Source organism: Agromyces seonyuensis (assembly GCF_009789225.1).
GTDB lineage: Bacteria > Actinomycetota > Actinomycetes > Actinomycetales > Microbacteriaceae > Agromyces > Agromyces seonyuensis.
In genome coordinates this window covers 46,151-72,806 of the sequence record NZ_WSTA01000005.1, presented here as the reverse complement: position 1 = coordinate 72,806, position 26,656 = coordinate 46,151, and the positions used below count along the sequence as shown (strand labels likewise).

Annotated in this window: 28 protein-coding genes, 2 tRNA genes and 1 riboswitch; of the genes, 16 read left to right on the top strand and 14 right to left on the bottom strand. The window is 72.3% G+C overall.

Annotation, left to right across the window (positions count from 1 at the left end; all coding sequences use genetic code 11):
- The first annotated feature begins 156 nt into the window (after positions 1-156).
- From GB864_RS02300 to GB864_RS02265, 8 genes are all read left to right on the top strand, one after another.
- A complete protein-coding gene (locus GB864_RS02300; protein ID WP_160422731.1) occupies positions 157-885 on the top strand; it encodes a hypothetical protein in 729 nt (242 codons plus the stop codon).
- Between the two features lie 148 nt (positions 886-1,033).
- A complete protein-coding gene (locus GB864_RS02295) occupies positions 1,034-2,284 on the top strand; it encodes a DNA polymerase IV (RefSeq protein WP_160422730.1) in 1,251 nt (416 codons plus the stop codon).
- A 53-nt stretch (positions 2,285-2,337) separates the two neighbouring features.
- Positions 2,338-2,694 (top strand): hypothetical protein, encoded by a 357-nt coding sequence (locus tag GB864_RS02290; protein WP_160422729.1) that lies wholly within the window; start codon positions 2,338-2,340, stop codon positions 2,692-2,694.
- Positions 2,695-2,764: 70 nt separating this feature from the next.
- Positions 2,765-2,875, top strand: a riboswitch (TPP riboswitch).
- A gap of 37 nt (positions 2,876-2,912) precedes the next feature.
- Positions 2,913-3,551, top strand: coding sequence for an ECF transporter S component (locus GB864_RS02285; protein WP_160422728.1), 639 nt, complete (start codon positions 2,913-2,915; stop codon positions 3,549-3,551).
- Positions 3,552-3,565: 14 nt separating this feature from the next.
- The gene (locus tag GB864_RS02280; RefSeq protein WP_160422741.1) at positions 3,566-5,032 is read left to right on the top strand and encodes an ABC transporter ATP-binding protein; all 1,467 of its coding nucleotides are present in this window, start codon (positions 3,566-3,568) and stop codon (positions 5,030-5,032) included.
- Positions 5,029-5,811 carry an energy-coupling factor transporter transmembrane component T family protein gene (locus GB864_RS02275; RefSeq protein WP_160422727.1) on the top strand — a complete coding sequence of 261 codons (783 nt, stop codon included), beginning with the start codon at positions 5,029-5,031 and terminating at the stop codon, positions 5,809-5,811. Before GB864_RS02280 ends, GB864_RS02275 begins: the two co-directional genes overlap by 4 nt.
- Before the next feature lie 28 nt (positions 5,812-5,839).
- Positions 5,840-6,433 (top strand): nucleoside/nucleotide kinase family protein, encoded by a 594-nt coding sequence (locus GB864_RS02270; RefSeq protein ID WP_202106926.1) that lies wholly within the window; start codon positions 5,840-5,842, stop codon positions 6,431-6,433.
- Complete coding sequence (locus GB864_RS02265) at positions 6,430-6,681, top strand: hypothetical protein (RefSeq protein WP_160422726.1); 252 nt, start codon at positions 6,430-6,432, stop codon at positions 6,679-6,681. The genes GB864_RS02270 and GB864_RS02265 overlap by 4 nt, the downstream gene beginning before the upstream one ends.
- A gap of 19 nt (positions 6,682-6,700) precedes the next feature.
- Here the strand turns inward: GB864_RS02265 and GB864_RS02260 are convergent, their stop codons facing one another.
- The 7 genes from GB864_RS02260 to GB864_RS02230 form a co-directional block, all read right to left on the bottom strand.
- Positions 6,701-7,948 (bottom strand): serine hydrolase family protein, encoded by a 1,248-nt coding sequence (locus GB864_RS02260; protein WP_160422725.1) that lies wholly within the window; start codon positions 7,946-7,948, stop codon positions 6,701-6,703.
- Between the two features lie 36 nt (positions 7,949-7,984).
- On the bottom strand, positions 7,985-8,347 hold the full coding sequence (locus GB864_RS02255; protein ID WP_160422724.1) for a metallopeptidase family protein: 363 nt from the start codon (positions 8,345-8,347) through the stop codon (positions 7,985-7,987).
- Positions 8,348-8,447: 100 nt separating this feature from the next.
- Positions 8,448-8,523, bottom strand: a tRNA-His gene (locus GB864_RS02250).
- A gap of 95 nt (positions 8,524-8,618) precedes the next feature.
- A complete protein-coding gene (orn, locus tag GB864_RS02245; protein ID WP_160422723.1) occupies positions 8,619-9,284 on the bottom strand; it encodes an oligoribonuclease in 666 nt (221 codons plus the stop codon).
- A gap of 10 nt (positions 9,285-9,294) precedes the next feature.
- Positions 9,295-12,009: a cation-transporting P-type ATPase gene (locus tag GB864_RS02240; RefSeq protein WP_336603840.1), complete on the bottom strand. Its 2,715-nt coding sequence runs from the start codon at positions 12,007-12,009 to the stop codon at positions 9,295-9,297.
- 47 nt (positions 12,010-12,056) lie between these two features.
- Positions 12,057-12,129, bottom strand: a tRNA-Arg gene (locus tag GB864_RS02235).
- 45 nt (positions 12,130-12,174) lie between these two features.
- Entirely contained in the window at positions 12,175-13,392 is a 1,218-nt protein-coding gene (locus GB864_RS02230; protein WP_160422722.1) for a cation:proton antiporter, read from the bottom strand.
- A gap of 115 nt (positions 13,393-13,507) precedes the next feature.
- On the opposite strand from GB864_RS02230, the gene nadE reads away from it, so the two are divergent.
- Positions 13,508-14,329, top strand: coding sequence for an ammonia-dependent NAD(+) synthetase (gene nadE, locus GB864_RS02225; RefSeq protein ID WP_160422721.1), 822 nt, complete (start codon positions 13,508-13,510; stop codon positions 14,327-14,329).
- Positions 14,330-14,443: 114 nt separating this feature from the next.
- Here nadE and GB864_RS02220 read toward each other — a convergent pair whose 3' ends face one another.
- Complete coding sequence (locus GB864_RS02220) at positions 14,444-15,067, bottom strand: hypothetical protein (RefSeq protein ID WP_160422720.1); 624 nt, start codon at positions 15,065-15,067, stop codon at positions 14,444-14,446.
- A gap of 116 nt (positions 15,068-15,183) precedes the next feature.
- Here GB864_RS02220 and GB864_RS02215 point away from each other — a divergent pair, with 116 nt between their 5' ends.
- The gene (locus GB864_RS02215) at positions 15,184-15,456 is read left to right on the top strand and encodes a hypothetical protein (RefSeq protein WP_160422719.1); all 273 of its coding nucleotides are present in this window, start codon (positions 15,184-15,186) and stop codon (positions 15,454-15,456) included.
- Between the two features lie 32 nt (positions 15,457-15,488).
- On the opposite strand, the gene mgrA is transcribed toward GB864_RS02215, so the two are convergent.
- Entirely contained in the window at positions 15,489-16,499 is a 1,011-nt protein-coding gene (gene mgrA / locus GB864_RS02210; RefSeq protein ID WP_160422718.1) for an L-glyceraldehyde 3-phosphate reductase, read from the bottom strand.
- Positions 16,500-16,516: 17 nt separating this feature from the next.
- Between mgrA and msrA the strand changes: the two genes are divergently transcribed.
- From msrA to GB864_RS02185, 5 genes are all read left to right on the top strand, one after another.
- The gene (gene msrA, locus GB864_RS02205) at positions 16,517-17,041 is read left to right on the top strand and encodes a peptide-methionine (S)-S-oxide reductase MsrA (RefSeq protein WP_160422717.1); all 525 of its coding nucleotides are present in this window, start codon (positions 16,517-16,519) and stop codon (positions 17,039-17,041) included.
- 194 nt (positions 17,042-17,235) lie between these two features.
- Entirely contained in the window at positions 17,236-17,811 is a 576-nt protein-coding gene (locus tag GB864_RS02200; RefSeq protein WP_160422716.1) for a single-stranded DNA-binding protein, read from the top strand.
- Between the two features lie 147 nt (positions 17,812-17,958).
- Entirely contained in the window at positions 17,959-18,447 is a 489-nt protein-coding gene (locus tag GB864_RS02195) for a DUF6993 domain-containing protein (protein ID WP_160422715.1), read from the top strand.
- Between the two features lie 63 nt (positions 18,448-18,510).
- Positions 18,511-20,193 (top strand): energy-dependent translational throttle protein EttA, encoded by a 1,683-nt coding sequence (gene ettA / locus GB864_RS02190; RefSeq protein ID WP_160422714.1) that lies wholly within the window; start codon positions 18,511-18,513, stop codon positions 20,191-20,193.
- A gap of 8 nt (positions 20,194-20,201) precedes the next feature.
- Entirely contained in the window at positions 20,202-20,681 is a 480-nt protein-coding gene (locus GB864_RS02185) for an acyl-CoA thioesterase (RefSeq protein WP_160422713.1), read from the top strand.
- Positions 20,682-20,727: 46 nt separating this feature from the next.
- Here GB864_RS02185 and GB864_RS02180 read toward each other — a convergent pair whose 3' ends face one another.
- Positions 20,728-21,165, bottom strand: coding sequence for a Rieske (2Fe-2S) protein (locus tag GB864_RS02180; protein WP_160422712.1), 438 nt, complete (start codon positions 21,163-21,165; stop codon positions 20,728-20,730).
- A gap of 38 nt (positions 21,166-21,203) precedes the next feature.
- Positions 21,204-22,082, bottom strand: coding sequence for an acyl-CoA thioesterase (locus GB864_RS02175; RefSeq protein ID WP_160422711.1), 879 nt, complete (start codon positions 22,080-22,082; stop codon positions 21,204-21,206).
- Between the two features lie 78 nt (positions 22,083-22,160).
- Here GB864_RS02175 and GB864_RS02170 point away from each other — a divergent pair, with 78 nt between their 5' ends.
- A complete protein-coding gene (locus tag GB864_RS02170) occupies positions 22,161-22,895 on the top strand; it encodes a DUF8185 domain-containing protein (protein WP_160422710.1) in 735 nt (244 codons plus the stop codon).
- A 133-nt stretch (positions 22,896-23,028) separates the two neighbouring features.
- Here GB864_RS02170 and GB864_RS02165 read toward each other — a convergent pair whose 3' ends face one another.
- From GB864_RS02165 to GB864_RS02155, 3 genes are all read right to left on the bottom strand, one after another.
- Positions 23,029-24,708, bottom strand: a complete 1,680-nt coding sequence (locus tag GB864_RS02165; RefSeq protein ID WP_160422709.1) for an FAD-binding dehydrogenase — start codon at positions 24,706-24,708, stop codon at positions 23,029-23,031.
- A gap of 153 nt (positions 24,709-24,861) precedes the next feature.
- Positions 24,862-25,725 (bottom strand): ABC transporter permease subunit, encoded by an 864-nt coding sequence (locus GB864_RS02160; protein WP_160422708.1) that lies wholly within the window; start codon positions 25,723-25,725, stop codon positions 24,862-24,864.
- A complete protein-coding gene (locus tag GB864_RS02155; protein ID WP_160422707.1) occupies positions 25,722-26,630 on the bottom strand; it encodes an ATP-binding cassette domain-containing protein in 909 nt (302 codons plus the stop codon). The genes GB864_RS02160 and GB864_RS02155 overlap by 4 nt, the downstream gene beginning before the upstream one ends.
- Positions 26,631-26,656: the final 26 nt, after the last annotated feature.

The following is a 26,656-nucleotide window of genomic DNA, read 5'->3' as shown; positions in this document are numbered from 1 at the left end:
GGTCGCGCGATGCGCGACCGGCCCGTTCGCCGTCTCCCGCGCAGCCGCCGCTCCGCCTTGGGCGAACAGCGCCCGGCAGTGGGCATCCTCACAGCGTTCCGGCGGCGTCGGGCGATAGTTTGACGATCCGCACCGACCCGATGGAGTGAGGATCACATGGGATTCCTGGATCGACTGTTCGGCCCCGTCGCACCCGAGCCGCCGCGCCGCCCCGCGGCGCCCGCCCCGGCGCAGCGCAGCGAGGACGAGCAGGCCGTCGAGCGCTACCGCTACCTGCTGCGCACGGCGCCGCCCGAGTCCATCGAGGCGGTGCACACCGAGGCCTTCGCGAAGCTCACGCCCGAGCAGCGCCGGCTCGTCTACCAGGGGCTGGCCGACCAGATGCCCGCCGGCGAGCGGCTGGTCTCCGACGAGCCGTCGGCGCTCGCCCGTGCGGCCACCCGTGCCGAACTGCGCCAGCCCGGCACGATCGAGCGCGTCGTCGGCTCGATCCCGGCGCCGGGCGCACCCGGGTCCGGATCGGCCGGATTCGCGGGTGGAGCTCCGGGGGCGTCGTACGCCCAGCCGGGCGTCGACGAGCGCTCCGACCAGCGCGACGAGCGGCGAGGCGGCGCGCAGTACGCCGGCGGCCCGTCGTTCGGCTCGATGTTCGCGAGCTCGCTCCTCGGCTCGATCGCCGGCTACGTGATCGGCTCGGCCATCATGTCCGCGTTCCTGCCCGACCCGTCCTACTTCGACGGCGCGGGCGGCGCCGACGAGGCCGCGGCCGACGACGCGTCGGTCGAGGCAGCCGGTTCGGATGCCTCCGGCGGCGAGGGCGGCTGGGGCGACTTCGGCGGCGGCGGGGACTTCGGCGGCGGCGACTTCGGCGACTTCGGCTTCTGAGTCGGGCCCTGACGGCGCGCCCGGCCGCCGCGATGCGCGCTGACCGGGTCGGTGCCGCGGGTCGGGCGCTTCCCGCACCCGCGACGCCGGCCCGTTCGCGTGCACGGGCGGGCGGGGCGCTGTCGGCGGTCCCGCGTAGGCTCGCCACGTGAGCAAGCAGGACGGCTCCTCGAGGCAGGTCACGACGGGGCCCGTCGATGACTCGGCGACCCCGATCCTGCACGTCGACATGGACGCGTTCTTCGTGTCCGTCGAGCTGCTCAGCCGTCCGGAACTCCGGGGCAAGCCCGTGCTCGTCGGCGGCACGGGCGGGCGCGGGGTGGTGTCCGCCGCGAGCTACGAGGCGCGCAAGTACGGCGTCAACTCGGCCATGCCGATGTCGATCGCGCTGCGCAAGTGCCCCAACGCCATCGTGCTGCGGGGGAACTACCGGGCCTACAGCGAGTACTCCAAGCGCGTGATGGAGATCTTCGAGTCGATCACCCCCCTCGTGGAGCCGCTCTCGATCGACGAGGCGTTCCTCGACGTGTCGGGCGCGCGACGGCTGCACGGCTCGCCCGCCGAGATCGGGTGGATGCTCCGCGAGCGCATCCGCACCGAGACCGGTCTCACGGCGTCGGTCGGCATCGCGGCGACGAAGTTCGTCGCCAAGGTCGCCTCTTCGCGCGCGAAGCCCGACGGGATGCTCGTGGTGCCGGCCGCCGACACGACGGCGTTCCTGCACCCGCTGCCGATCTCCGCGCTCTGGGGCGTCGGCAAGGCGACCGAGGAGCGGCTGCACCGGCTCGGCCTGCGCACCGTCGGCGACGTCGCGGGCATGCCGCGCGACGCGCTGGAGCGCGCGATCGGGCCCGCGGGCGCCGCGAAGCTCGGCAGCCTCTCGATGGGCGACGACCCCCGCCGGGTCGTCACGAGCCGAGCCGAGAAGAGCATCGGCCACGAGAGCACCTTCGGGCACGATCTCGTCGAGCCCGCGGCCATCCGGCGCGAACTGCTGCGCCTCTCGAGCGAGGTCGGCGCCCGGCTCCGCAAGCACCGGTTGAGCGGTCGCACCGTCGTCCTGAAGCTGCGCTACGGCGACTTCCGCACGATCACGCGATCGCGCACGCTCGCCGAGCCGACCGACGTCGCACGCCGCATCTACGACGAGGCGGCCGCCGCGCTCGACGAGGTGCTCCAGCCGGGCGACCGCATCCGGCTCATCGGCGTGCGCGCCGAGGGCCTCGACGCCGACGAGCTCGTGCCGGCCCTCTGGGACCCCGACGAGGACTGGCGCGAGGCCGAGCGCGCCGTCGACGAGGTCGCCGCTCGTTTCGGCCGCGGGCTCGTGCAGCCCGCGGCGCTGCTGCGCGCGCGCGAGACGCGCCCCGAATCGCTGCAGCGCCCCCGCGAGGAGTGAGTCGGCCGTGCCGGGGCTGTTCGCCGGGCCCCGGCGTCGGTACCGTGAGGCGCATGGCTGAACTCGTGGTGGATCTGGCGAACAAGGTGACGGGCGTGGGCGTGAAGACGTCCTACGGCGAGAAGATCGAGATCGACGGCACGACGATCGTGCCGGTCGCGATCGGCTGGTACGGCTTCGGCGGCGGTGAGGGCGATGTCTCGACGGGCACCGGCGAGGCCGGCGAGGCGCCGGGCTCGGGCATGGGCGGCGGTGGCGGCGGCGCCTCGATCCCGATCGGCGCCTACGTCAGCCGCGACGGCACGGTGGGCTTCGAGCCGAACGTCGTCGCCCTGGCCGCCGTCTCGATCCCGCTGCTCTGGGTGCTGCTGCGCGGTCTCAAAGGGCTCATCAAGGTCCTGAAGCGCTGAGCCGGCCGGCGTCCCGCCGGACGGATGCGCGACGCGTGCGCGCGGCATCCGTCCCGCGGGACTAGACTCCACGGTTGAACACGGGAGTCCGGTATGCCGGGCTGAGAGGAAGGTTCTCCAACCTTCGACCGTCGAACCTGATCCGGATCATGCCGGCGCAGGAAGTTGACTGATTCTCTTCACCCGTGCCGCTTTTCCTCGACGAAAGGGGCACGAAAGTGCACGCATCCGAATCCCTCGCCGCCGCCGGCGAGACCTCCGCCGCTCGGCCGAAGCCGAGCTTCCGCTGGCGCGTCGTCGACATCGTCGTGGGCGCCGTCGTCGGCGTCGCGATGGGCATCGTCTTCTGGGCGTGGGGGGCGCTGTGGGGGCCGATCTCGGCGCCGTTCGAAGCGCTCCTGCCCGGGCTGCAGGCCGCCCCCGCGGCGCTGTGGGTGCTCGCGGGCGTGCTCGGCGGGCTCATCATCCGCAAGCCCGGCGCCGCCCTCTACGTGGAGCTCGTGGCGGCGACCGTGTCGGCGCTCATCGGCACCCAGTGGGGACCGTTGACGATCGAGTCCGGCCTCGTGCAGGGCCTCGGGGCCGAGCTGGTCTTCCTGATCTTCCTCTACCGGGTGTGGAACCTGCCCGTCGCCGTCCTCGCGGGCGCAGCGGCCGGACTCGCGATGGCGATCAACGACCTCGTACTCTACTACGCGGGATCGAGTGCGGACTTCGCGTTCGTCTATGCCGCTTCGGCCGTCGTGGGCGGTGCGCTCATCGCCGGTGCGCTGGCGTGGTTCGCGATGCGCGGGCTCGCCTCGACCGGTGCGCTTGCTCGGTTCGCCGCCGGCCGTTCCGCCAGGCTCGTCGACTGAGCGTGGTGGCGGGCATGCCGGCGGGGCCGGCCCGGATCGAGGCCCGAGGATGGGGCTGGCGTCACGCCGGCCGTCGCCGCAGCGCGGTCCGGGACGTCGACCTCGTGATCGAGCCGGGGGAGCGGGTGCTGCTGCTCGGCGCCTCGGGCTCGGGCAAGTCGACGCTCCTGCACGGCCTCGCCGGCGTGCTCGGCGGCTCCGAGGAGGGGGAGGCGAGCGGCCGGCTGCTCGTCGACGGTCGGGATGCCGCCGACGCACGCGGTCGCACCGGACTCGTGCTGCAGGATCCCGGCGCACAGCTCGTCATGTCGCGCCTCGGGGACGACGTGGCCTTCGGGGCCGAGAACCTCGGAGTGCCTCCGGGCGAGATCGCCGGGCGCGTTCGGGAAGCCCTCGACGCCGTCGGGCTCGATCTGCCGCTCGACCGGCCGACCTCGGCGCTCTCGGGCGGCCAGCAGCAACGGCTCGCCCTCGCCGGGGTGCTCGCGATGCGACCCGGCGCGCTCCTGCTCGACGAGCCCACCGCGAACCTCGACCCCGACGGGGTCGCCGAGGTCCGGGACGCCGTCGCGCGAGTGCTCGACGCGACGGGCGCGACGCTCGTCGTCATCGAGCACCGCGTCGACGTGTGGGCGTCGATCGTGCAGCGGGTCGTCGTCCTCGGCGACGGCGGGGTGCTCGCAGACGGGCCGACCGAGCGCGTCCTCGCCGACGAGGCCGGCGTGCTCGCCGCGGCGGGCGTCTGGCTGCCCGGGCGCACCCCGGAGACGGCGCCGCCGCCCGCCGCCGGCACCGGCCCGGAGCTGCTCGTCGCGGAGGGGCTGTCCGTGGCCCGGGTCGCCGGGCAGCCGCTCCGCGGCGGGATCGACCTGACGGTCTCGGCGGGCGACGCGCTCGCGATCACGGGGCCGAACGGCGTCGGCAAGTCGACGCTCGCCCTGACCCTGGCAGGCCTGCTCCGGCCCGACGCCGGCACGCTCGAGGCGCGGGGTCCGCTCGCCGCCGGCGTCCGGCATCCCGAGCCGATCCGCTGGAAGCCGCGGGATCTCCTCACCCGGATCGGCACCGTCTTCCAGAGCCCCGCGCACCAGTTCCTCCGCGCCACCGTGCGCGAGGAGCTCGAGCTCGGCCCGCGCGCCCTGCGGCAGCCGCCGGCCGAGCGCGAAGCGCGTGCCGAGGGCATCCTCGAACGCCTCGGCCTGCTGCGCCTCGCGGAGGCGAACCCGTTCACGCTCTCGGGCGGCGAGCAGCGCCGGCTCTCGGTGGCGACCGCGATCGCGACCGCGCCGCAGGTGCTCGTGCTCGACGAGCCGACGTTCGGCCAGGACGCGAACACCTGGGCGGTGCTCGTGGAACTGCTCGCCGAACTGCGCGCCGCGGGCACGTCGGTCGTCGCCGTCACCCACGACCGCGAGTTCGTGCGGGCGACGGGTTCCCGCGAGCACCGGCTCGCCGCCGCGCGTTCCGGGGTGCCCGCATGAGCGTCATCGGCGCCGTGCGCCCCGACCTGCCGCTCGCGCACGTGAACCCCGTGGCGAAGCTCGCGGCCACCCTGCCGCTCGCGATCGCGCTCGTCCTCACCCTCGATCCCGTGTCGGCCGCCGTCGCGCTCGTCCTCGAACTGCTCGTGCTCGTCGCCGTCGGCTTCGGGCCGCTGCTGCGCTCGAAGCGGCTGCTGCCGATCTGGATCGCCGCGCCCCTGACGGGGCTGAGCATGCTGCTCTACGGCGAGGCCTCCGGCGAGGTCCACTGGTCGTTCGGTCTCGCCGCGATCAGCGACGGCTCGATCGCCATCGCCCTCACGACCGTGCTGCGGGTGCTCGCGATCGCGCTGCCCGGCGTCGTGCTCTTCCTCACGATCGACCCGACGGACCTCGCCGACGGACTCGCGCAGACGCTGCGGCTGCCCGACCGCTTCGTGCTCGGCGCCCTCGCGGCACTCCGGCTCGCCGGGGGTCTCGTCGACGACTGGCGGATGCTCGCGCTCGCCCGGCGCGCACGCGGCGTCGCCGACGGCGGCCCGGTGGTGCGCTTCGTCCGCCAGGCGTTCGCGCTGCTCGTGCTCGCGGTGCGCCGCGGCGGCACGCTGGCCACGGCGATGGAGGGACGCGGTTTCGGGGGTTCGGGGGAGCGCACGTGGGCGCGCACCGCGCACTTCGGCCGCGTCGAGTGGCTCGTCGTCGCCGTCGGCTGCGCGGTCGCAGCCCTCGCGGTCGCCGTGTCGGTCGCCGTCGGGAGCTGGAATGTCATCTGGGCGTGAGGCCGGCGCCGGGCGGACGGCTCCCGCGGTGATCGCGGCGCTCCGCCGGATGCTCGCCGCACGGCGGCCCGGCCTCGTCGTGATCGACGGCCCGAGCGGCGCCGGCAAGTCCGCCCTCGCCGACGCGCTCGTCGCGGCGCTGCCGGCGGGCACGGCCGAACTCGTCCGGCTCGACGAGATCTATCCCGGCTGGTACGGGCTGGATGCCGGGGCGCGGTCGGCGGGACGACGGGTCGTCGCGCCGCACTCGCGCGGCAGGTCGGGAACGGTCGAACGGTGGGACTGGGCGGCGGACGCCCCGGCACGGCCCCGCAGCGTCAGACCCGGCAGCCTGCTCGTCGTCGAAGGCTGCGGGGCGTTCGCGGCGGCTCGCCGGGCCTGGCCGGCGGCGGTGCTGCGCGTGTGGGTCGACCTGCCCGACGAGGAGCGCCGCGCGCGTGCGCTGGCGCGCGACCGCGGCGCCTTCGATCCCTGGTGGGAGACGTGGGACGAGCAGTGGCGTCGGTACGCCTCCCGCGGGCGGCCGGCGGCCGATGCCGACGTGAGCGTCGAGGGCGGGCGTGCGCGACCGGTCGCGCGGCACCGACCTCCGGCCATCCACGGGTCTAGGCTCGGGACATGACGGTGGAAACGTATGTGGCGGAATTCCTCGACGGCCCGTTGGAGGGCGAGTTCTCGCAGCGGGCCCTGATCGACGGCGAACCCGAAGAGCGGGTGAGCGTCATCGCCGCCGTCGACGGCCTCGAATCGATCTTCTGGTACGGCGAAGTCGGACGCCGCGAATCGGCCGGGCAGTGGCGTGTGCAGTACCGCTTCGACCCCGCGGCCTCCGACCCGGTCGAGGCCGACGACGACGACCTGAACCTGTAGGACGAGGGCGCGCCCGGCGTCAGGCGTTCTCGGCGAACATCGCGCCGATCATCTGGATCGGGTGCAGGAGCCGCCAGAACACGCCGGGCTCCCGGATCGCCTGCTCGAGTGCGAGCGGCGAGGTGAGTTCGCCGTCCTCGAGCGGCACCGAGACGGTGCCGACGCGGTCGCCGCGCCCTGCCGTCGAGAACTCCTCGGGCACGTCGACGACGGGCTCGCCGGGGGCGCTCGCGAACGCCGGGATCGTCTGCGGGTTGGTCGCGATGAGGTTCGACTCGTCGCCCCATGCCGAGACGGCCGTCGCGAAGACACCGCCCTCCGGGATGACCGCCAGCGGCGCCGCGGAGGCGCGCATCGCGTCGGCGAGCGCCGTCATCGCCGGATCGAGCGTGTCGTAGTCGGGCATCCCGAGCGAGGCCGCGACTGCGCGGCCGCCGTCGCCGCCCTCCGCCGACAGGTCGACGGCGAAGACGAAGGAGAGCCAGCCGGTGTTCGTGTAGGAGCGGCTGAGGGCGCGCACGCCCGCCTCGCCGAGGTGGTTCACGTTGTCGGGCACTCGGTGCTCGCCGACGGTGATCGTGGCGCCGCGGTCGAGGATCTCCTGCAGGGTCGGGTTCGCGACGAGCATGGCGCCGAGGCGCGCGACCTCGGCTGCGGTGCCGACGTTGTCCTCTGAGAGCCCGGTCGCGTCGTCGACGCGGAGCGACTCGAAGCCGTGGTCGGCGAGCCAGAGGTCTGCGGCCGACGTGTAGCCGTCGATCGTGCCGTAGGCCCACTTCGCGAGCATCATCGCGTGGTTGTTGCTCGAGCCCAGCAGGATGGCGCGCACGACGTCGCGCTGCGACCACTGCTCCGACGGATCGACGGGCACGACACGGGCGCCGGCCTGCTCGAGGTCGTAGTAGTCGGTGTAGTCCTGGGGCGAGACGGTGAGGGTCGCGCCGCCCGCGCCGTCGGTGGGCAGGGGCTGCCCGTCGAGCACGACCAGCACCGTCACGAGCTTCGCGACGGCGCCGATCGCCTGCGGCTCGGCGCCTTCGGTGGCCGTGATGACCTCGCCGTCGCCGTCCGCGACGAGGGCGACCGCGGTCTGGCCGACTTCGGGCAGGGGGAGTTCAGTCGTCTCGACCGCCGCCGGGGCGCCGGCGGGTTCGACGGCGACGGCGGGGAGCGGACCGAGCAGCGTCGCAGGTCCGTACACGCCGATGCCGAGGATGACGAGCGCGCCGGCGATGACGCCGACCGCTCGGGCGGGGCTCGGGCTCATGCGCTCAAGGGTAACCGGCCGACCCGTGCCTGAGCGTCAGGCCCAGCCGAGGTCGTGCAGCCGATCGTCGTCGATGCCGTAGTAGTGCGCGATCTCGTGCACGAGGGTGATGTGGATCTCGTCGCGCAGTTCGTCCTCGTCCTCGCAGATCGCGAGCAAGGGCTCGCGGTAGAGGATGATGCGGTCGGGGAACTCGCCGAACCCGTACCGGTCGCGCTCGGTCACGGCGACGCCGTCGTAGAGGCCGAGCAGGTCGAGCGAGCCGTCCTCGGGACGGTCCTCGACGACGAAGACGACGTTCTCGAGGCCGTCGACCATGTCGTCGGGCAGGAGGTCGAGTTCGTCGACGACGACCTTCTCGAAGGCGTCGGGGTCCAGGTCGAGCACGGCATCCTCCACGATCGGACGGGAACAGGCGAGACGGCGACGGATCGGCCGGAACCGGGCCGGGCGGAAATGGAAAACCCCCGGGATCTCGCGAGATCCCAGGGGTTTTCGGTGGGGTGAGTAACGGGGCTTGAACCCGCGACCTCCTGGACCACAACCAGGCGCTCTACCAACTGAGCTATACCCACCATGCGTGTTCCCACCGGGCTGTCTCGTTCATCGAGGCAACCCTACGAGGATACACGATGTTCCGGGCCGCTCCGTACACGGCCCGGGTCGCAGGTCAGCGGACTTCGGGCACCTCGATCGCCGGCGCGGACGGGAGCGCGGCGACGAGCTCGTCGAACTCGGTCGCCACCTGCGCGGCGAGGGTCTGCAGCTCGCTCGAGGCGTGACCGGGGTCGGCGACGAAGACCGCCTTGCGGTAGTAGCGGAGCTCTCGGATCGACTCGAGGATGTCGGCGAGCGCGCGGTGGCCGCCATGCTTGGTCGGCGCGTTGAAGTAGGCCCGCGGGTACCAGCGGCGCGAGAGCTCCTTGATCGAGGAGACGTCGACGTTGCGGTAGTGCAGGTGCGCGTCGAGGCGCGGCAGGTACTTCGCGATGAACATGCGGTCGGTGCCGATGGTGTTGCCGGCCAGCGGCGCCTTGGCCTCGTCGGGGATGTGCGAGAGCACGTACTCGAGCACGCGGTACTCGGCGTCGGCGAGGCTCACGCCGTTCGGGATCTCTTCGAGCAGCCCCGAGGTGCGATGCATGTTGCGGACGAACTCGCCCATGTGCTCGAGTGCGCTCGGGTTGGGCCGGATCACAATGTCGATCCCGGCGTCGACCGGGTTGAGGTCGTAGTCGGTGATGACGACCGCGATCTCGACCAGTTCGTCGACGTCGAGGTCGAGTCCGGTCATCTCGCAGTCGATCCAGACGAGGAGGTCGCTCGATGCTGACATGCGCACGAGTCTAGCGAGGGGCGCCGACACCGCCCTTGGCGCGGGAGTTCCGGATGGCCTTCAGCCCCTCGATCAGGAGGAAGACGCCGATCGCGACGAGGATCGGCGCGATCCACGAGTTCCACGTGAGCGGCGCCGACTCGAACAACCGGTTCATGAACGGCAGGTAGGTGTAGCCGAGCTGCAGCACGATCAGCGCGCCCGACGACCACCAGACCACGGGGTTGCCGCGGAACACCTCGAGGGTGAGGCTCGAGCGCGAGAGGAAGCGGCAGTTGAACAGGTAGGTCATCTGCGCGAGCGCGAGGGTCGTGACGGCGATCGTGCGGGCGTAGTCGAGGTCGACGCCGGCGCCGAGCGCCGCGTAGAACACACCGAGGGAGGCGCCGCCGATGATGAGCGAGACGATGAGCACGAAGACGAGCTCCCCGCCGTCGATGATCGACCCGCCGCCCTTGCGCGGACCGCGCTGCATGATGCCCCGTTCGGCCGGCTCGTAGGCGAGCGCGAGGGTCAAGGTGATCGCGGTCACCATGTTGATCCAGAGCACCTGCACGGGCGTGAGGGGCAGCGTCAGCCCGAAGACGACGGCGATGAGGATGCACAGGGACTGCGCGCCGTTCGTGGGGAGGATGAACACGATCGACTTGCGGAGGTTGTCGTAGATCCGGCGGCCCTCGGCGATCGCCGAGCGGATCGTCGCGAAGTTGTCGTCGGCGAGCACGACCTCGGCGGCCTCCTTGGTGGCCTCCGTGCCCTTGATGCCCATCGCGATGCCGACGTCGGCGCGGGTGAGCGCCGGGGCGTCGTTGACGCCGTCGCCGGTCATCGCGACCACCTGGCCGTGGGACTGGAGCGCCCGCACGATGCGGATCTTGTGCTCGGGGCTCGTCCGTGCGTACACGTCGACGTCCTGGACGACCGCCTGCAACTGCTCCTGACTGAGCGCCTCGAGCTCGGCGCCCGTGAGCGAGTCGACCGCGCCGTCGGCGTGGGCGATGCCCATCTCCCGGGCGATCGCCACGGCCGTGCCCTGGTGGTCCCCGGTGATCATCTTCACGGCGATGCCCGCGTGGTGGCAGTCGGCGATCGCGTCGATCGCCTCGGGCCGCGGCGGGTCGACGATGCCCCAGAGACCGAGGAACTCCAGGTCGTGCAGGTCGTCGATCCCGACGCCCTCGACGTCGGTCCCCACCGGCCGGCGCGCGGCCGCGAGGACGCGGAGGCCCTGAGCGCTCAGCGCATCCACCTCGGCCTCCCAGCGGCGGACGTCGATCGGCTCGGGCCCGGCCTCGCCGCGCTGGGCGGTCGAGCGCTCGAGCAGCCGGTCGGGTGCGCCCTTGACCAGGATCGCGCGCGCGCCGCCGCCGACCCCGTTCAGGGTCGCCATGAACTTGTAGGCCGAATCGAACGGCACGACCGCGATGCGCGGGGCATCCTCGGCCGCGCCGCCCTTCATCGCGGCGACCTTCAGGGCGCCCTCGGTCGGTTCGCCGACGAGTGCCCAGCGATCGCCGTCGGCGACGATGTGGGCGTCGTTGCAGAGCGTGCCGACCGAGAGGATCGCCGCGAGGTCGCCGCCGGACTCGCCGCCGCCGACCCGGTCGATCGTGCCGGTCGGGTCGTAGCCGAGGCCCTGCAGGTCGTAGCGCGCGGCGGGCGTGACGATGCTGCGCACCGTCATCTCGTTCTTCGTCAGCGTGCCCGTCTTGTCCGAGCACACCGTCGTGACCGAGCCGAGCGCCTCGACGGCCGGGAGCTTGCGGGTGATCGCCTTGCGCCGTGCCATCTGCTGCACGCCGATCGCGAGCGTGATGGTCACGATCGCGGGCAGGCCCTCGGGGATCGCGGCGACCGCGAAGCCGATCGTCGCGGAGATGAGGTCGGGGAACGGCAGGTCGTGCAGGAACCGCCCGATCGCGAGCATCACGACGGCCATGCCGAGGATGATGAGCGTCAGCACCTTGCCGAAGGACGCGAGCTGGCGCGTCAGCGGCGTCTCGAGCGAGTCCGCGTGCTCGACGAGGCTCTGGATCTTGCCGATCTCGGTGCGGGAGCCGGTGTCGGTGACGATGCCCTGCCCCTGCCCGGCCGCCACGATCGTGCCCGAGAACGACATCGAGCGCCGGTCGCCGACCCCGGCCTCCGGCGAGACGGGCGGGACGTCCTTGGAAGCGGGCACCGACTCGCCCGTCAGCGCGGACTCGTCGATGCGGAGCTGGGTGCACTCGAGCAGGCGCAGGTCGGCGGGCACGCGGTCGCCGGGGGCCAGGCGCACGACGTCGCCCGGCACGAGGTCGACGGCGGGCAGCTTCGCCCACGCGCCGTCGCGCAGCACCGAGGCGTCGGGGGAGAGCATCCCGCGGATGCCCGCGAGCGCCTGCTCGGCTCGGCCCTCCTGGATGAAGCCGACGAGGGCGTTGATGATCGTGACACCGAGGATGACCCAGAACTCCAGCCAGTCGGCCATGATCGCCTTGATCGCGGCGGCGCCGAGCAGGATGTAGATGAGCGTGTCGTTGAACTGCTGGAGGAACCGGAGGACGGCCGGCTGCTTCTTCGGTTCCGGCAGTGCGTTCGGGCCGACCCGTTCGAGGCGCGAGGCGGCTTGCGCCCCCGTCAGTCCCCGCCCGTCGGTGCGGAGGCCCGCCGCGACGACGTCCGCGTCCAGCGCGTACGGCCGCGCGACCTCCAGATCGGATCCCTGCTCGGTTTGCATCGACATCCGCGCCTCCCCCCAGAGTCGGATCCGGCGTCGGGCCGGAGCATCCGCGCCCCCGGCAGGAATCGAACCTGCGACCAAGAGATTAGAAGGCTCCTGCTCTATCCGCTGAGCTACGGGGGCTGGCCCGATCAGCCTACCGGGCGGCCCCCGGGCGAACCGAACGGCTCACGCCTCCTCCGGCGCGTCCTCGGTCTCCGGGCGGGCGAGTCCGCGCGTGCCGCTGCGCCGGAGCCCGAGGCCGAGGAGCGGGTAGATCAGCACCGAGAGCATCCCCGCGCCGACGAGGGCGGAGGCCAGGCCGGAGTCCAGCGCGCCGTCGTCGACGCCGAGCGCGGTGACGGCGACGATGATCGGCAGCCCGGTCGCGCCGAAGAACGCCGTCGCGATCCGATCGCGACGGCTCGCCCCTTCCGGGGCCGCGAGCATCGCCGGCAGACCGCGCGTGAGCAGCAGGAGGACCGCGAAGGCCGGCACGAGCGCCAGGATCGCGGGGCTCTGCAGGAGCGCGTCGACGTCGAACGTGACGCCCGTGTAGATGAAGAAGATCGGCACGAGGAAGCCGTAGCCGAGTCCCTCGAGCTTGCCCTCGACGAGCTTCGCGTCCTCGCGGGGGGCGCCGTCGAGCAGCACGCGGTAGAGCGCGCCGGCGGTGAACGCGCCGAGCAGCATGTCGAGGCCGAGCGCGATGCTGAGCCCGACGAGGGCCACGAGCACGAGAATGACGAGGCGGATCGCGAACTGCCCGCTCGTGTGCAGCGTCGCGGCGATGATGTCGTGCAGCGCCTTGCCGCTGCCGCGCGAGGCGAGCCAGAACGCGAGCACCGAGATGATCGCGAAGGCGACCATGACGACGGCGGCGACCCCCGGGTCGCGCCCCGACAGGAAGAGGGAAATCGCCAGCAGCGGCCCGAACTCGCCGATCGCGCCGACGGCGATGACGCCGCGGCCGAACGGGGAGCCGAGATCGCCGGCATCCTTCAGCACCGGCATGATCGTGCCGAGCGCGGTCGACGAGAGTGCGATCGCGATGAAGCCGGCCGCGCCCCACTCCGGCGCCACCACGAACGCGACGCCGAATCCGGCGACGAGCGAGATGAGCCAGCCCACCCCCGCCCGGCTGAGGGCCCGCCGGCCGAGCGACGGGTAGTCGATCTCGTTGCCGGCGAGGAAGAAGAGCATCGCGAGGCCGAAGTTCGAGAGCGCCTCGACGAAATCGTCCTGCTCGACCCAGCCGAGGAAGGACGGCCCGCAGAGGATGCCGAGGAGGATCTCGAAGACGACGAGCGGCACCGGCGCGATCCGGCCGACGAGCCGCCCGAGCAGCGGAGCCGCCACGGCGATCAGCGGGATCAGCACGAGCGTCGGCAGCGAGATGTCGTCCATCGGTCCCCCCGGTCCTTCGGGCGAGCGCCCGCTCCGGGAATCGTAGCGGGGCATCCGGGCGCGGGCGGCGCCGGTCGACCCATGATCGAAACGACGGGCGGGTATCGTCGGCGCCATGCGACCACTGCAGGAACGGATCATCGCCGAGCTCGGCGCGAAGCCCACCATCGATCCCGCGGCCGAGGTCCGCGCCCGGGTCGACTTCCTCAAGCGCTATCTGCGGCGCACCGGCGCCGCCGGCTTCGTGCTCGGGATCTCCGGCGGTCAGGACTCCTCCCTCGCGGGCCGGCTCGCGCAGCTCGCCGTCGAAGAGCTCGCCGCGGACGGGCATCCGGCCCGGTTCATCGCGGTGCGCCTGCCGTACGGCGTCCAGCGCGACGAGGAGGATGCGCAGCTCGCCCTGACGTTCATCAGGCCGCAGGAGACGGTGACCTTCAACATCAAGGAGGGCGTCGACGGCGTCGCCGCCGACTACGTTGCCGCGACGGGCACCTCGATCTCCGATTTCGGCAAGGGCAACGTCAAGGCGCGGCTACGCATGGTCGCCCAGTACGCGCTCGCCGGCGAGCACCGTCTCATCGTGATCGGCACCGACCACGCGGCCGAGGCGATCACGGGGTTCTTCACGAAGTTCGGCGACGGCGGCGCCGACGTGCTGCCGCTGTCGGGCCTCGCGAAGAGCCAGGGCCGGGCGATCCTCGAGCACCTCGGCGCGCCCGAGCACCTCTACCTGAAGGCGCCCACGGCCGACCTGCTGGACGACACCCCCGGCCAGACCGACGAGGCGAACCTCGGCCTCACCTACGTCGACCTCGACGCGTATCTGCTCGGCCGCGACGTCGACCCGGCCGTCGCCGAGCAGATCGAGGCGCGCTACCTCGCGACCGAGCACAAGCGACGCTCGCCCGTGACGCCGTCCGACGACTGGTGGGAGTAGACCCGGCACCGCACGGCGAGGGCGCCCCGGCCGATCGGCCGGGGCGCCCTCGTCACGTTCACGCGGATGCGGCGGTGCGCGCGGACCGCACGTCGCGGTCCGAGGCGGTCGGGCTCAGCGCTCGATGACGGCGGTGGGCTGCGACGCGACCGCGTCGGACTGCGTCACGGGCGCGTAGCGTTCGTGGTGCTGCTCGGCGACCCACTGGTCCTGCTCGGCGTTCTGCGCCGTCTCCGGTTCGGCGCGCTGGAGCCGCCAGCGCTCGAGGTCGAGCTGGAAGCGACGGCGCATCCGGCCCGGGTGATGCTGCCACTCGACGAGCCGGTCGCGGAACTCCACGACGGCCGGATCGAGCTGGTAGCCGAAGGTCGCCGAGGCCCGCTTGAGCTCGTGGAGCTGATGCGACGCCCAGTTCGCGGCGACGTCCGAGCCGCGGATCGGCAGCAGGCGCACGATGATGTCGGCCTGGCCGACGGCCCGGTCGGCGAGCACCTGCTCCTGCGGCGTCAGCGAGTTCCACACCGAAGCCTCGGTGGCGGCGTCGACGAGGGCCGCGATCGCGGCGGCCTTGCGTTCCTCGTCGTGCATGCGCACGACGCGCTTCGTCGACGAGCGTGCGACGAGGGCGGCGATGATGCCCGCGATCAGCACGCCGAAGAACAGCACGGCCGCGGTGTAGAGCACGTCGCGGTTGGCCGGCTGCGTGAACCAGTCCCAGAAGTCGTTCCACCACTGCATGCGGTGCAGCGTAGCGAGACGGTCGGACCATCCCCGTTCATGTCCCCGGTGCGCCGTACCTTCGGACCGACACGACACGCCCGCAGGGCCGGCTGCGCGAACGAGGGGAGCACCGCATGACCACCATCCTCGACCGCGAGCGCCCGCGCGCGGTCCGCAGACCCGTTGCGACACCGCTCGACGTCGCCGTGCGCGGCCTCGAGTTCGTCCCCGTCGCCCGAGGGCTCTGGCGGGTGATGACCGATGCCGGCACGATCCGGGGCCACATCCAACGGATCGCGAGCGACGGCGGCGAGCGCTTCGAAGCGCGACGGGTGCGTCCCGACGGGGCGAGCGTGCCGCTCGGCTCGTTCTGGAGCGCCCGCGACGCCGTCGAGTGCTTCCGCTGAGGGCGCCGATCCCCGGCGCCCTCAGGCGGGTGTCAGCGCGCCGCCGTGCCGTGCACCGCGTACGGCTCGATCTCGGCGATCTCCTCGTCGGTGAGCGGAGCGGCGTCGAGGGCGGCGACGTTCTGCTCGAGCTGCGCGACGCTCGAGGCGCCGATGATCGCGCTCGCGACCGTCGGGCGTCGCAGCACCCACGACAGGGCGAGCTGCGCCGTCGTCTGCCCACGCCGCTCGGCGATGGCGTGCAGGGCGCGCACGCGTTCGAGGTAGAGCGCTCCGATGCGATCCGGCGAGAGGAACCGGCTCGTCGCGGCGCGCGAGTCGCTCGGAATGCTGCCGTCGAGGTAGCGGTCCGTGAGCAGACCCTGCGCGAGGGGCGAGAAGACGATCGCCGCCTTGCCGAGGTCGTCGAGGGTGTCGAGCAGGCCGCTCGTCTCGGGGGTGCGCTGGAACATCGAGTACGAGGGCTGGTGGATGAGCAGCGGCACGCCCTCCGCCGCGAGGGCGGCCGAGGCGGCCCGCGTCTGCTCGGGGTCGTAGTTCGAGATGCCGACGTAGAGGGCCTTGCCCGAGCGCACGGCGTGCGCGAGGGCGCCCATCGTCTCCTCGATCGGGGTCTCGGGGTCGGGGCGGTGCGAGTAGAACACATCGACGTAGTCGAGGCCGAGGCGGTCGAGCGACTGGTCGAGCGAGGCGAGCAGGTACTTGCGGGAGCCGCCGTCGCCGTAGGGCCCCGGCCACATGTCGTAGCCCGCCTTCGACGACACGACGAGCTCGTCGCGGTACGGCTGCAGGTCGGCGCGCAGCAGCCGGCCGAAGTTCTCCTCGGCGCTGCCGTAAGGCGGGCCGTAGTTGTTCGCGAGGTCGAAGTGCGTGATGCCGAGGTCGAACGCCCGGCGCACGATGTCGCGCTGCGTCTCGAACGGGCGCGTGTGCCCGAAGTTGTGCCAGAGTCCGAGCGAGAGTGCGGGAAGCGTGAGCCCCGAGGCACCGACTCGGCGATAGGGCATACGGGCGTAGCGGGCGTCATCGGCGAGGAAGGGCATGGACGTAGCCTAGAAGGATGGAAACGTTCGTACTGGCCGGCGGCTGCTTCTGGTGTCTCGACGCGGTGTACCGCACGATGCGCGGCGTCACCGAGGTCGTCTCGGGCTACACCGGCGGCGACCTCGACGAGCCGACCTACGAACAGGTCAAGGCCGGTGCGACCGGGCACGCGGAGGTCGTCAAGGTCGTCTTCGACCCAGAGGTGCTCCCGCGCGAGATCGTGCTCGACGCCTACTTCACGCTGCACGACCCGACGCAGCTGAACCGCCAGGGCGAGGACGTCGGCACCCAGTACCGCTCGGCGATGTTCTTCGTCGGCGACGGCCAGCGCGAGTTGTTCGAGGCCGCGCGCGAGCGCGCCGCAGAATGGTGGCCCGGCGACGTCGTCACGACGATCGAGCCGCTCGGCGCCTTCTGGGACGCCGAGGAGTACCACCAGGACTTCTTCGCGAAGAACCCCGAGCAGGGCTACTGCCTCATAGCCGCCGTGCCGAAGGTCAACAAGATCCGCGCGGGCTTCGCCGAGTACGTGCTCGCCTGAGGCGCTGCGCCGCCGCTCCTCCTCCCCGGGGCCCCGGCCGGCCGGATCGGTCACAGATCCGGCGGACGCCCGATCGCGGATGCCCGTGCCGACCGAGGCTGTGCGTGCGGCCCGGGGCGTCGTCCCGGCACGAGGATGCTCCGGGCCGCGGCTCCGCCGGACGGCGGGGTCACCCTTCGGCTGAGGAGCAGCGCATGCACGACATCATCACCATCCGCGGCACCGTGGGCAGCGACCCGCGCGTCTACCGGTCGCCCTCGGGCGTCACGGTCACGACCTTCCGGGTCGCGAGCAACCACCGGGTCCGCGACCGCGAGAGCGGCGAATGGAGCGACGGCACCACCAACTGGTTCACCGTCTCCGCCTTCCGGGCCCTCGGCGACAACGCCGCGAAAAGCCTCCGCAAGGGCCAGCGCGTCGTCGTCCAGGGGCGGCTGAAGATCCGCGACTGGACGGCGGGCGATAAGCACGGAACGAGCGTCGACCTCGAGGCCGACACCGTGGGCCACGACCTCGCCTACGGCACCGCCGACTACGTCCGCGTGTACACCGGTCTGCCGACGGGGCTCGGCGACGACGAGACGGTCGCGGCCGGCGACGCCGAGGGCGACGTCGCTTCGGGCTCCGAGGGGGCCGACCCCGAGGCCGGCACCGCCGGCGACTGGGGCGCGCTCGGCGGCGCGGAGGACGGCGCGGACGTGCTCGCCGCCGTGTTCGGCGACGTCGTCGAACTCGCCGACGAGCGCGCCGAACCGGTCGCGGTCGGCTGAACGGCCCTCGCCGCCCGCGGCCGGCCCGCCCGCACGCCCCCGATGCGGAGCGCGGCCGGCCGACGGGCCGGGGCCCGGTGCGCGTCGTAGACTCGCCAGGTCGGCTCGCCGACGTCCGACGCCCGACCGAGCACCCTCCGGAGAGCCATGACCCGCCGAACCCGCGCCGCGCTCGCTGCGGCCGCAGCGGTGTTCGCGTTCGCCCTCACCGGATGCACCGGGGGAACGGCGCCGAGCCCGACGCCGTCCGCGTCGCCGAGCGAGACGACGCGACCGACGGGAGACGCCGAGCCGACGCAGGCCATCGAGTTCCATCCCGATGGCAGCGCCGAGGACAATCTGCCGTTCTTCGACGAGGTCGCCCTCGGCGTCATCGCCGCGAACGGTTCGGCCGGGGGGCACGACTTCATCGACGCCCTCGTGGCCGGCGGGTTCGACAAGGCGGCGATGCAGGTGACGGGCGACGAGACCACGCTCGGCAAGCCCGCGGACTCGGTGCAGTGGTCGGTGGACTTCGCCGGCGAGTGCCTCATCGGGCAGTACGGTCCCGCGTCCGGCGGCTACCACGGGGTCGTCCGCGACGAGCTGGGCACCGGCGGCTGCCTCGTCGGGGCCACCCGCGCGATCGACTGGTAGACGGACGACCGCCCCGCTCCCGCACCTCGCGCGGGGCCCTCGACCCGTAGACTGTTCCGCGATATGGCGGATTACATCTACTCCATGGTTCGCGCCCGCAAGGCGGTCGGCGACAAGGTCATCCTCGACGACGTCACGATGGCGTTCCTCCCCGGAGCGAAGATCGGCGTGGTCGGCCCGAACGGCGCCGGTAAGTCCACGATCCTGAAGATCATGGCCGGCCTCGACCAACCCTCCAACGGCGAGGCGAAGCTCACGCCGGGTTACTCGGTCGGCATCCTCATGCAGGAGCCCGTGCTCGACGAGTCCAAGACCGTGCTCGAGAACGTCCAGCAGGGCGTCGGCCCGATCAAGGCGAAGCTCGACCGCTTCAACGAGATCTCGGCCGAGATGGCCGACCCCGACGCGGACTTCGACACGCTCCTCGCCGAGATGGGCACGCTCCAGGAAGAGATCGACGCGGCCGACGCGTGGGATCTCGACTCCCAGCTCGAGCAGGCGATGGACGCCCTGCGCTGCCCGCCGGGCGACGAGATCGTCTCCGTGCTCTCCGGTGGTGAAAAGCGCCGCGTCGCCCTCTGCAAGCTCCTACTGCAGAAGCCCGACCTGCTCCTGCTCGACGAGCCCACCAACCACCTCGACGCCGAGAGCGTGCTCTGGCTCGAGCAGCACCTCGCCAAGTACCCCGGCGCCGTGCTCGCCGTCACCCACGACCGGTACTTCCTCGACCACGTCGCCGAGTGGATCTGCGAGGTCGACCGCGGTCGCCTCTACCCGTACGAGGGCAACTATTCGACCTACCTCGAGAAGAAGGCCGAGCGCCTCACCGTTCAGGGCAAGAAGGACCAGAAGCTCCAGAAGCGCCTGAAGGAAGAGCTCGAGTGGGTCCGCTCGAACGCCAAGGGCCGTCAGGCCAAGTCGAAGGCGCGCCTCGCGCGCTACGAGGAGATGGCGTCGGAGGCGGAGCGCACGCGGAAGCTCGACTTCGAGGAGATCCAGATCCCCGCGGGTCCGCGCCTCGGCGACATCGTGCTCGAGGTCAAGAACCTGCAGAAGGGCTTCGGCGAACGCGTCCTCATCGACGGCCTCAGCTTCTCGCTGCCGCGCAACGGCATCGTCGGCATCATCGGCCCGAACGGCGTCGGCAAGACCACGCTCTTCAAGACCATCGTCGGCCTCGAGCCGAGCGACGGCGGCACGGTGAAGATCGGCGAGACGGTCAAGATCTCCTACGTCGACCAGTCGCGCGGCGGCATCGACCCGAACAAGACGTTGTGGGAGGTCGTCAGCGACGGCCTCGACTACATCCAGGTCGGCAAGACCGAGGTGCCGAGCCGCGCCTACGTCTCGACCTTCGGCTTCAAGGGCCCCGACCAGCAGAAGCGCGCCGGCATCCTCTCGGGCGGTGAGCGCAACCGTCTGAACCTCGCGCTCACGCTCAAGCAGGGCGGCAACCTGCTGCTGCTCGACGAGCCGACGAACGACCTCGACGTCGAGACGCTCGGCTCGCTCGAGAACGCGCTGCTCGAGTTCCCCGGCTGCGCCGTGGTCATCACCCACGACCGGTGGTTCCTCGACCGCATCGCGACGCACATCCTCGCCTACGAGGGCACCGAGGAGAACCCGTCGAACTGGCACTGGTTCGAGGGCAACTTCGAGGCGTACGAGGCGAACAAGGTCGACCGGCTCGGCGCCGACGCGGCGAAGCCGCACCGTTCGACCTACCGCAAGCTCACGCGCGACTGAGCCGCACGATGAAGCTCACCGTCCCGATCCAGCTGCGCTGGAGCGACCTGGACGCGTACGCGCACGTCAACAACGCGCGGATGCTGGGCCTCCTGGAGGAGGCCCGCATCAGCGCGTTCTGGCAGCGCGACGACGAGTCGGCGCCGGCGGGCGCGACGACCGCGGTCATCGACACGAGCCCGACGTCGGCCACGCTCACCCTCATCGCGCGGCAGGAGGTCGAGTACCTGGCGCCGATCCCGTATCACCGCGATCCCGTCGAGATCGAGCTGTGGATCGGCCGCCTCGGCGGGGCCTCCATCGAGGTCTGCTACGAGGTGTTCCCGCCCGCCGGGACCGAGCCGCGAACGTGCTACACGCGTGCGGCGACGACGATCGTGCTCGTCGACCGCGAGAGCGGCAAACCGCGCAAGATGACGGCGCGCGAACGCACGGCCTGGGAGCCGTACGTCGAAGCCCCGATCGTCTTCAAGCACAGCCGCGGCTGAGCATCGCGCGATGGGCGCCCGCCGTACGGCGGGCGCCCATCGCCGTTCACCCGGAGACGACCGAGTCGCCGGAGACCGTGACGGCGACCGGGGCGAGCCCCTCGGTCGCCGGTCCCTGGAGCACCGCGCCGTCGGCGAGGGCGAAGCGGGAGCCGTGGCACGGGCACTCGAATTCGCCCGACGAGGGTGCGACCGCGCAGCCCTGGTGCGGGCAGGTCGCCGAGAACGCGACGAACTCGCCCTCGGTCGGCTGGGCGACGACGACCGGCGCGTCGCCGTTCGTCGCCGACACGCCGCCGCCGACCGGGACGTCGGCCGTCGGGACGATCGTGGTGCCGGCCGCACCGCCTCCATCGTCGCCCGAGCCCGAATCCGAACCGGATCCTCCGGGCGAGCAGGCGGCGAGCAGTGCGGCCGTGCCGGCGGCGCCGCCGACGACTCCGGCGACGCGCAGCGCCTCGCGGCGGGTGGGCGAAGCATCCATCTCGGTTCTCCTTCCCTCCGGCGCGCGGTGCGCCCGAGTCATCCGAAGCGGCTCGGGTCGGGGACCCGGACCATGCCTTCCTGTGCGACGCTCGCCACGAGCACGCCGTCGCGCGTGTAGAACCGGCCGTGCGTGAGACCGCGGCCGCCGCCGGCGAACGTGGACTCCTGCACGTAGCAGAGCCAGTCGTCGACGCGCACGTCGCGGTGCCACCACATGCCGTGGTCGAGGCTCGCGATCTTCAGACCCGGGGTCGCCCACGGGATGCCGTGCGCGCGCAGGATCGGCTCGAGGATCGTGTAGTCGCTGACGTAGGCGAGGGCGGCTCGGTGCAGCTCCTGACGGTCGCCGATCTCGCCGCGAGCCCGCAGCCACACGGCCTGGCGCGGGGTGCGCTCGCCGTCGACCGAGAGGTACATCGTGCCCGAGACGTGCCGCATGTCGAACGGGCGGCGCTTGGTCCAGAGGGCGCTCTCGGCGTCGTCGGCGCCCACCGGTGCCTCCGGCTCCGGCAGCGACTCGGGGTCGGGGATGCCCTCGGGCATGGGCGCCTGGTGCTCGAGGCCGGCGTCGGCGATCTGGAACGAGGCGATGAGCGAGAGGATCGGCAGGCCGTTCTGGTAGGCCTGGGTGCGCCGCGTCGAGAACGAGCGGCCGTCGTGGATGCGGTCCACGGCGAAGGTGATCGGCAGGCGCACATCGCCCGGCCGCAGGAAGTAGCCGTGGATCGAGTGCACCTGGCGCTCGGCCTCGACGGTGCGGTCGGCGGCCACGATCGACTGCGCCAGGACCTGGCCGCCGAAGACGCGGCCGTTCGGCGCCCAGTGCGACGGGCCGGTGAAGATGTCCTCGCTCGTGCGGGCGCCGGTGTCGACGAGATCGAGGGTGGCGAGCAATTCGCCGAGCTGGCCGGTCATGCATCCTCCGTGCTTCAGTACGCCGGAAGTCGCCTCACGGCGGGCGTTCGGCGCACTCCGGATAGTCTAGACAGGCCCATGAGCCAGTCCTTCACCCTCGCCGACAGCCTGTCGCTCGGCGACCTGCACACGTATCTGCAGCGCGCCGGCCGCGTCGACGACGGCGCGATCCGTCTCGTCGCCGGGTCGGGCATCCTCGCCGTCTACACCGCGATCCTGTATCCGCGAGGCATCCTCGACGACACGCCCACCGTGCTCGGCCTGCGCACCTTCGCCCTCGACGGCGACGACGAGTTCGACGTCGTCTCGCCGATGCGCTCGCTCGTCGATCGCGTCGTGCGCGCACGCGAGGCGCTGCCGCTCGACTTGGCGGCGCTCGCCGACCCGGATGCCGGGGTCGACGGCGACCTCGACGACGCCCCGGAGACGCCCGTCACGCTGACGCGGCCGCCCGAGGTCTCGACGGTGACCTGGGCGGGCATCTCGCCGCCCCGCGGCGGCTGGCGCCCGATCGGGGAGACCGACGCCGCGACGCTCGAAGCCGCGGCCCGCGCCGGCATCGCCGAGGTCGCCGAGGCGATCCCGACGGGCACGGGCGAGCAGCTCGTGCAGCGCGTGCGCTCCGAGATCTGGAGCCGCGGCATCACCGAGCTCGAGTACGTGCCCGCCGGTGCGGCCTTCGCCGCGCACAGTCTCGGCTTCCTCGCGACCGACGACCCCATCCGACTCTTCGAGACCGGCCCGTGGACGCGTCTGTCGTCGCGCCGGGGCCACGTGCTCGTCAAGCGCAAGGACTGGTCGCTCAAGTCCTGAGCGGCGGTGCTCAGGATGCCTCGCGGCGGCGTTCCCGCAGCGATGCTTCGCCTCCCGCCCGGCATTCTGCCGCGCCACGCCCCGAAGCGCTGACGCGCTTCGGGGCTCCTGCTCCGCCTTTCAGGGCGTGCGATCACTCGCGTCGCTGCGCTCCACGAGCGATCGCACGCCCTGCGTTGCGGCCCGTGAAGAGGCAGCCGCCGAGGAACGTGCCCTCGAGCGCGCGGTACCCGTGCACGCCGCCGCCGCCGAAGCCGGAGGCCTCGCCGACCGCGTACAGCCCGGGGATGGGCGCGCCGTCGGCGCCGAGGGCACGCGACTCGAGGTCGGTCTGGATGCCGCCGAGCGACTTGCGGGTGAGCACGTGCAGCTTGACCGCGATGAGCGGACCGGCCTTCGGGTCCTGGAATTTGTGCGGGGCGGCGACGCGGATGAGCTTGTCGCCGACGTAGTTGCGGGCACCGCGGAGGGCCGTGATCTGGGCGTCCTTGGTGAAGGCGTTGTCGATCTCGCGGTCGCGGGCGACGACCTCGCGCTCGATGTTGTCGATGTCGAGCTCGACGTCGGGCGAAGCGGCCCGCATCCGGTCGAGGAGCTCGCCCAGCGTGTCGGCGACGATGAAGTCGGCACCGTGCTCCTTGAACGCCTCCACGGGGCCGGTGGCGCCCTTGCCGAGGCGCGACTTCGCGAGGAGCTTGACGTCCTTGCCCGTGAGGTCGGGGTTCTGCTCCGAGCCCGAGAGGGCGAACTCCTTCTCGATGACGGCCTGCGTGAGCACGAACCACGAGTGGCCGTGGCCGGTCGACTGGAGGTGGTCGAGGGTGCCGAGGGTGTCGAACCCGGGGAAGAGCGGCGCCGGCAGGCGCGAGCCCGTCGCATCGAACCAGAGCGACGACGGCCCGGGCAGGATGCGGATGCCGTGCTTGGCCCAGATGGGATCCCAGTTCCGGATGCCCTCCACGTAGTGCCACATCCGGTCGCGGTTCACGAGCCGCGCACCCGCGGACTCGGTGATGCCGAGCATCCGGCCGTCGACGTGGGCGGGCACGCCCGAGAGCATTTCGGCCGGGGGAGTGCCGAGTCGTTCCGGCCAGAACTCGCGCACGAGGTCGTGGTTGCCGCCGATGCCGCCCGAGGCGACGATGACGGCGGGCGCGCGCAGCTCGAATACGCCGACCTCGTCGCGATTGGATGCCTCGCCTCGTGCGGCGTCGTCGGGTGCGAGCAGTGCGCCGCGGATGCCGACGACGGCACCGTTCTCGACGACGAGTTCGTCGACGCGGTGCCGGAACCGCAACTGCACGAGACCGGCGGTGACGCCCTCGCGGACGCGCGCGAGGAACGGGGCGACGACACCCGGACCGGTGCCCCACGTGATGTGGAAGCGCGGCACCGAGTTGCCGTGCCCGATCGCCGCGCCGGCGCCGCGCTCGGCCCAGCCGACGACGGGGAAGAACCCGACGCCCTTCGACTTCAGCCACTCGCGCTTCTCGGTCGCGGCGAAGCGCACGTAGGCTTCGGCCCACTTGCGCCCCCAGGCATCCTCGTCGTCGCGGTCGAAGCCCGCGGTGCCGAACCAGTCCTGCATGGCCAGTTCGAGGGAGTCCTTGACGCCGAGGCGGCGCTGCTCGGGGGAGTCGACGAGGAAGAGGCCGCCGAAGGACCAGTGGGCTTGGCCGCCGAGGCTCGCCTCGGGCTCCTGGTCGACGAGGATGACGCGCTTGCCGGCGTCGACGAGTTCTGCGGCGGCGACGAGGCCGGACAGTCCGCCGCCGACGATGATCGCGTCGGCGTTGAAGGCGGTTTCGGGCATGCGTGGCTCCTTCGTCACAGGCATGGGCGCCGGTCGGCGCGGGGTCGGGTGGCGCAACTCTAGCGCCGCGAGGCGTCCCACTTCACACCGAAGCCCCCGGCAGGCGCCCCGGTCGGACCGGGAACGCCCGCCGGGGGCCGGAGTGAATGCGGCTCAGGCGTCGCGACGGCGCAGCAGCACCGCAGCGGGTACGAAGACCGCGGCGAGCCAGCCGAGCAGGACCAGGAGCCCCTGGAGCGGGTCGAGCTGCGGCGGCATCTGGTCGAGCGCCTCCTGCGGAATGCCGGTGAGGTCGGTCGCCGGCGAATAGAGCGTCGCGCCCGCGTTCATCGGCAGGAACGACGTGGCGTTCCGCGCCCAGTCCGCGTCGATGAGCGAGAGCACGATCGGCAGCACGAGCAGCAGCGCGATCGCGCCGAAGATGCCGCCGGCGGTATTGCGCAGGAGCGCACCGAGGCCGAGGCCCAGCAGGCCGGACAGCGTCAGGTAGCCGGCACCGCCGACGAGCATCCGCCACGTCTCGCCATCGCCGAGACCGACCGCGGCGGCATCGCCGACGATCGCCTGAGCGAGCAGCGCGGTCGCGAAGATCGCGACGAAGCCCAGCACGAAGACCGACACGGCGAACACGACCACCTTCGCGGCCAGCACCGTGAGGCGGCGCGGTGCCGCCGTGAAGGTCGCGCGGATCATGCCGGTGCCGTACTCGCGCGTCACCGTGAGGGTGCCGAGCACGACGACGATGAGCTGCGCGAGCGAGATGCCGCCGGTCGCCGCGGACGCGGCGAGGAAGTCGGTGGCGCCGCCCGGGCTCTGCTCGATCCACGAGCGGGCCGAGGAGGCGATGATCGCGCCGATGCCGACGATGGCGACGACGATCGCGATGAGCGTGGTGATCGTCGAGGTCAGGCTGACGAACTTGATCCACTCGGAGTGCAGGATGCCTCCGAAGGTCAGCTTGCCGCGGGCCGGCGCCGTGGTCGGCTGCGCGGCGGTCGCGGGTGCGGCGGCGGTCATCGTGCGGCCTCCATGCGGTATTCGACCTCGTGCTGGGTGAGGGCGAGGTAGGCCTCCTCGAGGGAGGCGGAAACGGGGGTGAGCTCGTGCAGGGAGATGCCCGCGGCACCGGCGCGGTCGCCGATCTCCGCGGCCGTGAGGCCGCGCACCTCGAAGGCGCCGTCGGTGCCGGGGGTCGTCGTGACCTGCGGGCCGGCGAGCAGCGCCGCCAGCTCGGTCGCGCGCGGCGAGCGCACTCGTACGCTCGCGGCGTTCGCACCGAGGAGGTCGCCGATGGGGGCGTCCGCGATGAGGCGTCCGCGGCCGAGCACGAGCACGTGGTCGGCGGTCTGCGCCATCTCGCTCATGAGGTGGCTCGAGAGCAGCACCGTGCGACCCTCGGCGGCGTAATGGCGCGCGAGCTGGCGCACCCACATGACGCCCTCGGGGTCGAGGCCGTTGACGGGCTCGTCGAGGATGAGCGTCGCCGGGTCGCCGAGGAGCGCGACGGCGATGCCGAGACGCTGGCCCATGCCGAGCGAGAACTTGCCCGCCTTGCGGCGCGCGACCGACTCGAGACCGGTGATGGCGATCACCTCGTCGACGCGCTGCTTGCCGATGCCGTGGGTCGCGGCGAGGGAACGGAGGTGGCTCTCGGCGCTGCGGCCGGGGTGGGCCGCCTTCGCGTCGAGGAGGGCGCCCACCTCGTGCATCGGGGCGGCGAGCTTGTCGTAGCGCTTGCCGCCGACGGTGACGGAGCCCGAGGTCGGCCGGTCGAGGCCGACGATCATGCGCATCGTCGTGGACTTACCGGCACCGTTCGGCCCGAGGAAGCCGGTGACCCGGCCGGGCTGCACGGTGGCGGTGAGGGAATCGACCGCGGTTCGGGAGCCGAACCGCTTGGTGAGCTGTTCGATCACGATCATGCCTCGAACGTATCGAGCGGGGGGCG